An 11,480-nucleotide genomic window follows, 5' to 3' on the forward strand; every position below is an offset into this window, starting at 1 on the left:
ACCGAACCGCTCGTCGTCGCATCTTCGCAACCGTTGGTCCAAGTGTCGATGCAGGCAGATTGACCTTCGCGTCAACCCGGGATTCTATACGCATATGGGGGTGGATCAGGTGACAGACTGGCATACCGTAGCGGCAAGCACACTTGAATGGTGGGATACCGCAGGGGTCGACACGCTGGTCGAAGACACCCCGCGTGACTGGCTGACGCCGGCCCCGGCTCCGGTCGCGAATCGGGAACCTGTCACGCCTGCCGCGGACAACGCGCCCGCACCTGTCCCGGCCATGCCCGACACTATCGAGGCTTTTGTACGATGGCGTACCAGCGAACACGCGCCCGAACGGAGCTGGAATGCTCCGCTGCTGACACCGCGACTGATCGCGGATGCGAAATTGCTGATATTTACGGACATGCCCGAAGCAGAGGATGCTGAAGAGGGACGACTACTCGGCGGCGCTCCCGGAAGGCTGTTCGACCGGATGCTAGCCGCGATCGGCCTGTCGCGAGATGAAATCGCCCTTAGCGGCATTGCCCTGGCGCGACCGGCGAGCGGGCAGATTGCCCGTGAAGACGAACGCGCGTTACGCGCTCTGGCGCTCCATCAGCTTGTGCTGACAACTCCCAAACGCGTGCTTTTGCTCGGCCAAGCGGCGAGCCGTGCTCTGATTGCGCCGGAAAGGGCTGGCCTCCGCGGTTCTTTAGAAGCAATTAACCATCAGGGGCGAAAGTATGAGGCTATCGCTACATTTCACCCGCGCTTCCTGCTTCAACGGCCGGCAGCAAAGGGGGAAAGCTGGAAAGACCTGCAACGCTTAATGGGGGGTATTGATTCGTGAGTTTTCGTGTTCTGCTTGCTGCGGCACTGGTGGCGTCGCCACTGACAGCCCATGCCGCGAACGAAACCTTACAGCCCCAATCCGAAACCCACAGTAACGGCATTCCGATGCAGCTCGATGCCGGACAGCGCGATGCCTATCGCGAAGTGTTTCAGGCGATCCACGATAAGCGCTGGGACGATGCGAAGCTTCAGCTCGCCTCGATGAAGCCGGGACCGCTGCATGCCGTTGCGCTTGCCGAACTCTATACCGCGCCCGGTTCGCCCAAGATTGCGCTCGATCCGCTGCTGGCATTGCTGGCGGAGGCCCCCGAACTGCCGGAAGCCGACGACATCGCCCGGCTGGCCAAGTTGCGTGGTGCTGAAAGCCTGCCGGATATTCCCGCCGAACAGCGTCTTGTCTGGTACAATGGCGCTCCCAACCGCGTACGCCTGAAAATGAGCAAGAGCGACGCGACCTCGGCGGACCTTTCCGACAAGATGCGTCCGTTCATCAAGGCGGACGACGGCGCATCGGCGGAAGCATTGTTCAACAGCGTGTCGGGCGATCTCGACGACGAAGCAAAGACCGAATGGCGTCAGCGGATTTCCTGGATCTATTATCTTGCGGGGGACGATGCCAATGCCCGCCGCGTCGCCGCACTGGCGCAACAGGGCACCGGTCCGTTCGTCGCGCATGCCGACTGGGTTGAGGGGCTGGCTTCCTGGCGCGACAATGACTGCCAGTCTGCGGAAAACGCCTTCACACTGGTTGCCCAGCACGCAACCGATGTCGATTTGCGCGCGGCCGGGCTTTACTGGGCGTCGCGCGCCGATCTTGCCTGCGGCCGCCCCGACCTGATTCAGGCGCGGCTGGAAAGCGCGGCGCAATATAAGCAGACCTTCTATGGCATGCTCGCGCGGCAATCGTTGGGCATTCTCGACAAGCCCGGCCCTGATATTGATGCGGTGGCAGCGACTGACTGGCGCCAGCTCAAGCATCTTCCCAATGTCCGCGTTGCCGCGGCGCTCGTGGAAATCGGTGAAAACGCTCTGGCCGACAAGGTGATGCGTCATCAGGCGAAGATCGGCAATCCGCGCGATTATGCAGCCCTGACCCGTCTCGCCGGAAAGATGGACCTGCCGGGCACTGAATTGTGGCTGTCGCACTACAGCCCCAGGGGCGAGCAGCCGCTGGAAACCGCACGCTATCCGCTACCCGACTGGACCCCGCATGGCGGCTGGCGCGTCGACAAGGCGCTGGTCTATGCCCACACGCTTCAGGAATCGAAATTCGACCCTACGGTCGTCAGCCCTGCGGGTGCCTATGGCCTGATGCAGATCATGCCGGCAGCTGCCAGCGATATCGGTCGCGAACGCGGCGAAGTGATTGACCGTGCCGCACTGACCAAGCCTTCGGTCAATATGGAAGTCGGTCAGACCTATCTTGAAAAGCTGCGCGACATGCCGAGCACCGGCGGCCTGCTGCCCAAGGTCATCGCTGCCTATAATGCCGGTCCCTCGCCGGTTCAGGCGTGGAACCTTTCCACCCGCGATAATGGCGACCCGCTGCTCTATATCGAGTCCATCCCCTATTGGGAAACGCGCGGCTATGTGATGACGGTACTGCGCAACTACTGGATGTACGAAAAGAAAGAGGACAAGCCCTCGCCCAGCCGCGCCGCGCTCGCGCAGGGCTTATGGCCGCGCTTCCCCGGAATGCCGGGTGCAAAGGGCGTTCGCCTGACCGCCAATGACAAGGTTGCGCAGCGGGCAGCCCGTGCCGATTGACGAGAGCATTGCGTTCCGCGCTGTCCGGATCGCGGTGCTGACGGTTTCCGATACGCGAACGCTCGCCGACGACAAATCCGGCGACATTCTGGTCGAGCGCATTGCCCGCGCCAGCCATATGCTGGCCGGACGCGCGCTGGTGCCCGACGATGTGGCTGCGATTGTCGCGCAACTACGCGAATGGATCGACAGCGATCAGGTCGAGTGCATCATCACTACCGGCGGCACCGGCGTAACCGGGCGCGACGTCACCCCCGAAGCTATCGCGCAGGTACAGGATAAACCGATCGAAGGGTTCGGCGAACTGTTCCGCTGGCTCAGCTATGCAAAGATCGGCACCTCCACCGTTCAATCGCGCGCCTGCGCCTGTGTCGCAGGCGGCACCTATATCTTCGCGCTGCCCGGCTCGACCGGCGCGGTAAAGGACGGCTGGGACGGCATTTTGCAGGAACAGCTCGACATCCGGCACCGCCCCTGCAACTTCGTCGAACTGATGCCGCGCCTCACCGAGCGCTGAGCCGATTGCTTCCCTTTGCAGGGAGGTACCTACGCCTCAATCCATCTGCGACACCGCCAGCTCATGCCCGTGCGGATCGCGAAAATGGAAGCGCCTGCCGCCGGGAAAGGCGAAAATCGCCTGCGTGATCGTGCCGCCGGCCTCCCGCACACGCGCCATCACCGCTTCGATATCGTCGACTTCGATCACCGGCAGCAGTTGCGCCGTCCATTGCCCTGCATCGCCGTTCAGGCCTAGATCCCCCTCACCCGTCGTCATCGCCGCATAATCGGGACCGAAATCGGTAAAATCCCAGCCGAAACTCTCCGCATAAAAGCGCTTTTGCCCGGCGACATCGCGCACCGGCAGTTCGACATAATTCAGCTTCGCCATACCCATCTCCATATGTTCTTGTTATGTTCTATCGCATTCACTACACTGATGCAATGGCTGACAAGCGTCCCCATCGCGGCGCCACCCTGAACCGGGAAAGCACGCGCTTCAACCTGCCAGAACGGATGGCGGACGGCGACTGGCTGGACTGGCGCGAGGCTGTCGACGGAGCAGCACCTAAGCTGCGCACCACCGTAACGGTCGAAAAGCCGAAGACGATCATTACCCGCAATAGCTCCCCCGACATCGGGTTCGACCGCTCGATCAACCCCTATCGCGGCTGCGAACATGGCTGCATCTATTGTTTCGCGCGGCCAAGCCATGCCTATCACGACCTGTCACCTGGACTGGATTTCGAAACCCGGCTGTTCGCCAAGCCCGATGCCCCTGCCCTGTTACGTGCCGAACTGTCGAAACGCGGCTATATCCCGCGTCCCATTGCCTTCGGCACCAACACCGATCCCTATCAGCCGATTGAGCGGGAATGGCGGATCACCCGTGCCTGCATCGAAATCCTCGCCGATTGTCATCATCCGCTAACCATCACCACCAAGTCCGACCGCGTGACGCGCGACATCGACCTGCTCACCCCGATGGCAAAGCAGCGGCTGGCCGCCGTCGCGGTCTCGATCACTTCGCTCGATCCGCGTACCGCCATGACGGTGGAACCACGCGCGCCGACACCCGCCCGCAGGCTGGCGGCCGTCGAAAAACTATCCGCCGCAGGCATCCCCACTTATGTCTCGATTGCCCCCGTCATACCGGCCATTACCGATCATGAACTGGAACATCTGGTTGCGCGTGCCGCCATGGCCGGGGCAGCGGGTGCATTCTATCTTCCGGTGCGCCTGCCGCATGAAGTCGCACCGCTGTTTCGCGCATGGCTCGACACCCATTTTCCTGAACGAGCGGGCAAGGTCATGGCGATCATCCGCTCGCTGCGCGGCGGACGCGACAACGACCCCGATTTTTTCACCCGAATGCGCGGACAGGGCAACTGGGCGGAGTTGTTGCATACCCGGTTTCAGATCGCCAGCCGCAAGGCGGGGTTCGGCGGCATGAAGCTCAGTCTGCGTACCGACCTGTTTCGCCCTCCACCCGGCGATCAGGGCGAGCTGTTCGACTGACGCTATTCGCCTTGCGCAAGATCATTGCGCCCGGCTGTATCATTCGGCTAGACCACCGCAAAACTGTTTCAGGGAGTTCTCCGTGCGTCCAGCGCTGCTTTCGGCTTTTGCCTTCCTTCTCGCCACGGCGCCGATGGCCGCCCATGCCCAGACCGCACAAACCCTTCCGACCGGGAAATTGCCGGACACTGCGGCGCCCACGGCATATCGGCTCAGCCTGACCATCCTGCCGTCGCAGCAGCGCTTTTCCGGACACACCTCCATCGATGTCGACGTCAAGCGGACGACGACCATGCTCTATATGCATGGCCGCGACCTGAAGGTCAGCAAGGCGACCGCGATCATCGGCGGTCAGACCTTCCCCGTCAGCTTCAAACAACTGACCCCGCTCGGCCTTGCCCGCCTCGATTTCGGACGCCGGGTGCAGCCCGGAAAGGTCACGCTGAACTTTACCTATACCGCACCGTTCGGAACGGGCGCGGCGGGCCTCTATCACGTCAAGGTCGGCGATCAATGGTATAGCTGGACGCAGTTCGAATCGATCGACGCGCGCGCCGCCTTCCCCTCGTTCGACGAACCCGGTTTCAAGACGCCGTTTACCGTCTCGCTGACCACCAAACCCGGCTTCACCGCGGTCAGCAACGCGCCGCAGGTCAGCACGAAACAGGACGGCGCGCTCGTCACCCATATCTTCGAACCGACCAAGCCGCTGCCGACCTATCTCGTCGCTTTCGTCGTCGGTCCCTTTGCAACGGCAAAGACCGAAGCCGCGCCGACGCCGGAGCGCAAGGAACCGCTTCCAGTCGGCATCGTCGGCACGCAGGCGAACAAGGACAAGCTCGAATTCGCGAAAGAGAATACCGGCAAGATCGTCGATCTGCTCGAAAAATATTTCGGCGAAGCCTTTCCTTTCCCCAAGCTGGACCAGATCGGATCGCCGATCATGGGAGGCGCGATGGAAAATGCAGGCGCCGACATTTACGGCGACAATATCCTGTTCCTCGGTCCCGATGCCTCGACCGCGCAGAAACAGGAATTCGGCATGGTCGTCGCGCATGAACTGTCGCACCAGTGGTTCGGCGATCTCGTCACGCCGAAATGGTGGGACGATATCTGGCTGAACGAGAGTTTCGCCAACTGGATGGGCTATCGCATCGGCAATGAATGGCGGCCCGACCTCAATATCGGCATCAATGCGAAAGCCGAAGCGTTCAGCGCGATGCAACTGGATGCGCTGAAGGCCGGTCGCCCGATCCACGGCAAGATCACCCACGACGCCGATATCAACAGCGCTTTCGACCAGATCACCTATGGCAAGGGCGGTCAGGTCGTGGCGATGATCGCTGCCTATATGGGCGACAAGAAGTTTCAGGCGGGTGTTCGCCTGCACCTGAAACGCCATGCCTATGGCAATGCCTCGACCGACGATTTCTTCAAATCGCTGGCGGATGCGGCAGGCGATCCACGTGTTCTCGCTGCGATGAAGAGCTTCGTGGATCAGCAGGGCGTGCCGGTGGTGACGCTGCGCCGCGACGGCAACAAGCTGACCGCAACACAGGCGCGCTATCATTATCTCGGCAGCACGCTGAAACCCGAAAGCTGGGGCATTCCGCTGTGCATTCGTCAGGGCGATCAGCGTAACTGCACGCTGATGGACAAGCAGCAGATGAACATCACGCTACCAGGCACCGGCGCGATCATGCCCAATGCGGGTGGCACCGGCTATTACCGGTTCGATCTCGACCCCACCGACTGGCAGGCGCTGATCGCGACTGCGCCGAAACTGGTACCCGGCGAAGCGCTGGCGCTCGACGACAGCGCATGGGCCGATTTCTATGCCGGCAAGGGCACGGTCCAGCGGCTCGTCACGCTGACACGGGAAATGGCGCAGAACCCGGATTCGAACGCCGCCATCGACAATGGTTTGCGGTTCGCGCGCATCGCCGGTCAGGGTATCGTGCCCGACAGTGCCATGCCCGCCTATCACCGCATGATCGAGCGTATCTATGGCCCGCTGCTGAAACAGCTCGGCTTCGATCCCAAACCCGGTGCATTTTCCGACGACAGTCCCGACCGGCAGAAGCTGCGTCAGGCGGTAGTCGCCCTGATGATTTCGGGCGCGAAAGACGATGCCCTGCGCGGACAGATCGTGCAGGCCACACAGGCCTATCTGGAGGGCCAGACCGACGCGATCGATGAAAGCTATCTGGGTGCCGGCCTGGGAGTGTTGATCGAACAGAAGGGGCTGGATTTTGCGAAGTCGCTTGCGGATCGCGCACTCAGCAGCGACGACTCCGAATTTCGCAGTACCGCGCTTGCCGCAATTGGCAATTCAGGCAATCCGGAAATCGCAAAATGGTTGATCAACGACTTCAGCGATCCGCGCCTGCGCAAGACGGAGATGCTGGACCTGATCGGCGGAATTGCGCGATCTTCCCAAACCCGGCAACTGGCGCTTGATTATCTGTCGACCAATTTCGACACCATTGCCAGGAACGCCGGCATCTTCGCTGCCATCCGCATCCCCAGCCTGTTTGCGGGTGCCTGTTCGATGCAGCAGGCCGATACGCTGGACGAAAAGCTGCGGCCCAAGGTGCAGGCTGCCAATGTCGGCATGCTCGGCTTCGACCGCACCGTAGAGGCAATCCGTGTCTGCGCTCGGGTCAAGGCTGCGCGTGCTCAGGAAGTCGGTCAGGCGCTGAACGCCGCCGAATAACGAGCCGGTCTCAAGGCTCCCGATGAGGAGCCTTGAGACACCGGATCAGGATGCCGAACCGTCCAGTACCGCCCGCGCAGCATCCAACCGCGCGGCGTATGCGTTCAGCGCCCTGGCAGTACGCACTGCATACTCATTGGCATCATCGAAGCGACGTTCCTCGATCGCTTCACGCACCCCGGCAATGGTTTTCGCGCCATAGCCGGTGAAGCGGCCCGGTGCGTAGATCAGATTCCGGAACCATGGCCGCCCGGTCAGCCCCTTCGGGTCCAGCAGCAACTGGTCGATACTGAGCAGCAGCTCGTTCAGCTTTGCCCGGCGATCGGCAGACAGCTCCGCCCCATTCGCTGCATAGGCCGCGTCATAGGCGCTGGCACTTGCCTTCAAATGGTCGACGGCATTTTCCAGCGGCGCCAGCACGAGATGCGGCGTACGCGGTTCCACCGCCGGAGCGGCAACCGGATTATCCGGATTGCTGACGGCACGAAACGCTCCGTCCCGGGTCAGTTTGACCTGTTCATCGTCCTTCGCGCGCTGTTTTGCCTCCAGCGTCTCGATCTGCCCCATATAGAGCGATACGGCATCGGCAAAGTCAGTGAAATGCTGCGGCGGGGTCGGCGCGTCGGCCATGCGCAATACGATCCGGCCGACGACCTGCGACAAGGCGGAACCATATTTCAGCCCAGGATCGTCGAACGCCATGACATGGTGAAAACTGTCATAGACCGAGTGATAGGCTCCGTAATTCGGGCTTTCTCCGCTAAAGCCCAGGCTGAGCGAGGGGATGCCGACATGCTCCAGAAAGCCGGCATAGTCCGATCCCGACCCCAGCGGCTCGATGGGAAGATCGCCCCCACCTTTCGCCGCTTTCAGCATATCGGGCGACACATGACCGCCAGCAAATTTACGCGTCAGCACTCCGTCACGCAGCCGGTCGAGCACCGACACCCCGGTTTCGGGATCGGACACGCCTGCCGCCGCTTCGTTTACCAGATGCTGGAAATCCTGACTGCCGCCCGCGTGCAGATAGCCGCGCCCGCCATTATCGGTGTTGACGTAGAGCAGCGCCTTTTGCCGCAATTCCTTTTCATGGTCCTCGGTCCATTCGGTCGAACCGAGCAGTCCCGGCTCCTCCCCGTCCCAGGCGATATAAACGATCGAACGTTTGGGCCTCCAACCCTGTTTGACCAGCGCGCCGATCGCCTTTGCTTCGCCCAGCATGGCGACGGTACCGGTCAGCGGATCTGACGCACCGAATACCCAGCCGTCATAATGGTTGCCGCGTACCACCCACTGATCGGGATATTGCGAACCCGGAATCGTGGCGACGACATCGCGCACCGGTTTCAGCGACCAGTCCGACTTAACCGCCAGATGCACCTTGACCGCGCCTGTTCCGCCAATGTGATAGGCAAAGGGCAGTGCCCCCTGCCAGCCATCGGGCACATTGCGCCCCTGCATCGCCTGCAGCAGCTTCGTCGCATCGCCATAGGACATGGGCAGGGCGGGAATTTTCAGGATGCTGGGCGCGGTTTTGCGCGTCAGCCGCTTAGCATCTGCGGTCGCTGCATAGCCGGGGGTCAGCGGGTCGCCCGGATGGATGCTCTGATCCTGCACCGATCCGCGCTGCACGCCCGCGGCCGATCGCCAGCCGCCCTTGGGATAGACATCGCCGCGCGCATAGCCGTCATCGGCAGGGTCGGAATAGATGATACACCCGATCGCGCCATGCTTCTGCGCCAGTAATGGTTTCAGGCCGCGCCAGCCCTCTCCGTAGCGCGCGATGACGATCTTTCCCTTGACCGAGATACCGCGTCGGGCAAGCGCCTCGTAATCGTCACGCATACCGTAATTGACATAGACCAGGTCGCCGGTGACGTCGCCATCGCCCTGATAGGCGAGATAGGGCGGTAACGCGCCTTTGGTGTGATAGGAGGTTGGATCGCCCTTCACCGGCGGCTCCTGCCCGCCCAGCCTGATATGCTCCGGCGTCACCATCTCGACCTTGGTCGAGATCGGCGTCGGATAGAGCACCTGATAGGTGTCGATGCGGACGTCCCAGCCCCATTTGCGAAACTGTGCCGCAATGAACTGCGTGTTGGCCGCATCGTGCGGCGATCCGACCTGATTGGGCTGCGACGACATTTGCTTCAGCCAGGCTATCTGCCCCGCATTGTCGATTGCCCGATCGAACCGCGCATCAAGCGGGTTCGGGTCCGTCGCGACGGATCGCGGCGCTCCCGTCGCCATGCCGCTTAACATCGTACAGGACAGCGCAGCCGCCAGTGTAAGCCGTCGGATCATCGTCATTCCCCCCTTTGGGTTTTGATAGCAGTCGTTAAGCCGGTGCTGGTCAGCGCACCCCAAGCGCCAGCGCGTCCGGTCGCCTTGTATCCGCAGCGCCCAGAAATTTATCGCCGTCGATCATGATCGACTGGGTGCTGCCCATCGTCTTGGACGGCACCACACGATGACCCTTTTCCTCCAGCAGGCGGGCGATATCGGGCGAGAATCCGGCTTCCATTTCCAGCGGCCCGTCACCACCATATTGGTTAATGCGCGGACGTTCGGCCGCCTCGGCAATGTTAAGGTGATGGTCGATCACGTTCGACAGCATCTGCACCATCGTCGCGATGATCGTTCCGCCGCCCGGCGTACCCGACACGATCCAGGGCTTATCCTGCCTGAACACGATCAGCGGCGTGATGGTGGAGCCGACCCGCTTGCCGGGCATCACTTCCATCGCCTTGTATACCGCCGCCCGCTTACCCCAGGCAAGATTCCCCAGCGAGTTGTTGAGCAGGAACCCCGTTCCCGGTGCGACCACATGCGCGCCATAAGAAGAACTGAGCGTATAGGTGGTGGAGACGACATCCCCCTCGGCATCGGCAACCGAAATATGCGTCGTGTCCTTGCCCTCGAACGGATAGGGATCGCCCTTCGGCATCGTCTTACCGCTCAGCGAAGTATCGGGTTTGATCAGCGCCGCGCGTTTGGCCGCATACGCCTTGCTCGTCAGCCCTTTGACGGGTGTGTTCCAGTCCGGCCCGCCGCCGACCAGCCGCCGGTCGGACGATACGATCTTCATCGTCTCGGCCAATACATGCAGGTCCGCGACACTGCCCCAGCCCATTTTCGCGACGGGGAAGTTTTCCAGAATATTCATCGCCTCGGCAACGCTGACACCCGACGCGGTGGGCGGCTGATAGGCAATGCGATAGCCGCGATAGGTGGACCAGATCGGCGGCGTGACGTCGGCATGATAGGAATCGAGATCCTGCTGGTCGATAATACCGCCATTGGCTTTCATCGCGGCAACCAGCTTCTGCGCCACCCAGCCCTTGTAAAAACCGTCACGGCCATGATCGCGGATCGCGGTCAGCGTGCGCGCCAGATCCGGCTGACGAAACAGGTCCCCCGGCTTGTACGGGGTGCTGTCGGGTTTCAGATAGGCCGCCCGCGCGCCGGGGTCTTTTGCGAGCGTCTTTGCCTCCTGAGCGGTGGCATCGGCCTCTGCATCGCTCAGAATTACACCCTTAGTGGCCAAGTCGATCGCAGGCTGCACGACGTCTTTCCACGGCAGCTTTCCGAAGCGGTGATGCGCGGCCCACAGACCGGCCACCGTACCGGGCACCGCGACGCCCTTGAACGACCAGCTTTTTGCATGGTCGAACGACCCGTCGGGTTTCAGCAACAGTGTCGGCGTCACCTTATGCGGGGCAATGCCGTAAAAGTTGATCGCCACCGTCTTTCCCGGCTGGCCGTCGTGCGGCGCCATATGAATCAGCATGAAGCCGCCGCCGCCCAGATTACCGGCTCGCGCCAGAGTAACCGCTTCGGCAAAAGCGGTTGCAACCGCTGCATCGACGGCATTGCCGCCCTTGCGCAGGATCGCCACCCCTACCTTCGCACCATAGCCGTTCTGGCTGACCACCATGCCGTCACGCCCGATGACCGGATGATGGATGGAGCCGTAGCCGACAATATCCCCGCCGGTTTTGGCATAGGCCGGAGACTTTGCCGCGGTTGCGGTTTCGGCCGCCTGCTTCGCCGCAAGCGGCGGAGCGAGGAGCGCCGCCGCCGCGACTGCGGCGGCGGCATGGCAGGCCATGGTACGGATGGGGAGTTTGAGGAGCATGGCCGC

8 protein-coding genes are annotated in these 11,480 nt (G+C 62.0%); 5 read left to right on the plus strand and 3 right to left on the minus strand.

What is annotated here, in order from left to right; all coding sequences use genetic code 11:
* Positions 1-109: 109 nt before the first annotated feature.
* The 3 genes from FHR23_RS16590 to moaB are packed head-to-tail and all read left to right on the plus strand — an operon-like array spanning position 110 to position 3,121.
* On the plus strand, positions 110-835 hold the full coding sequence (locus FHR23_RS16590) for a uracil-DNA glycosylase family protein (protein ID WP_343043081.1): 726 nt from the start codon (positions 110-112) through the stop codon (positions 833-835).
* Complete coding sequence (locus FHR23_RS09080) at positions 832-2,604, plus strand: lytic transglycosylase domain-containing protein (protein ID WP_343043082.1); 1,773 nt, start codon at positions 832-834, stop codon at positions 2,602-2,604. The genes FHR23_RS16590 and FHR23_RS09080 overlap by 4 nt, the downstream gene beginning before the upstream one ends.
* The gene (gene moaB / locus FHR23_RS09085) at positions 2,594-3,121 is read left to right on the plus strand and encodes a molybdenum cofactor biosynthesis protein B (RefSeq protein WP_184003049.1); all 528 of its coding nucleotides are present in this window, start codon (positions 2,594-2,596) and stop codon (positions 3,119-3,121) included. Before FHR23_RS09080 ends, moaB begins: the two co-directional genes overlap by 11 nt.
* Before the next feature lie 36 nt (positions 3,122-3,157).
* On the opposite strand, the gene FHR23_RS09090 is transcribed toward moaB, so the two are convergent.
* Entirely contained in the window at positions 3,158-3,493 is a 336-nt protein-coding gene (locus FHR23_RS09090) for a VOC family protein (protein ID WP_184003051.1), read from the minus strand.
* Between the two features lie 53 nt (positions 3,494-3,546).
* On the opposite strand from FHR23_RS09090, the gene FHR23_RS09095 reads away from it, so the two are divergent.
* Entirely contained in the window at positions 3,547-4,620 is a 1,074-nt protein-coding gene (locus FHR23_RS09095) for a PA0069 family radical SAM protein (RefSeq protein ID WP_184003053.1), read from the plus strand.
* Between the two features lie 82 nt (positions 4,621-4,702).
* Positions 4,703-7,336: a M1 family metallopeptidase gene (locus FHR23_RS09100; protein WP_343043083.1), complete on the plus strand. Its 2,634-nt coding sequence runs from the start codon at positions 4,703-4,705 to the stop codon at positions 7,334-7,336.
* 45 nt (positions 7,337-7,381) lie between these two features.
* On the opposite strand, the gene FHR23_RS09105 is transcribed toward FHR23_RS09100, so the two are convergent.
* Together FHR23_RS09105 and ggt are read right to left on the minus strand one after the other, a co-directional pair.
* Positions 7,382-9,640 (minus strand): transferrin receptor-like dimerization domain-containing protein, encoded by a 2,259-nt coding sequence (locus tag FHR23_RS09105; protein WP_246359790.1) that lies wholly within the window; start codon positions 9,638-9,640, stop codon positions 7,382-7,384.
* Between the two features lie 49 nt (positions 9,641-9,689).
* On the minus strand, positions 9,690-11,474 hold the full coding sequence (gene ggt / locus FHR23_RS09110; RefSeq protein ID WP_246359791.1) for a gamma-glutamyltransferase: 1,785 nt from the start codon (positions 11,472-11,474) through the stop codon (positions 9,690-9,692).
* Positions 11,475-11,480: the final 6 nt, after the last annotated feature.

Origin of the sequence: Stakelama sediminis, from assembly GCF_014199335.1 — a bacterium.
Taxonomy (GTDB): Bacteria; Pseudomonadota; Alphaproteobacteria; order Sphingomonadales; family Sphingomonadaceae; genus Sphingomonas; species Sphingomonas sediminis.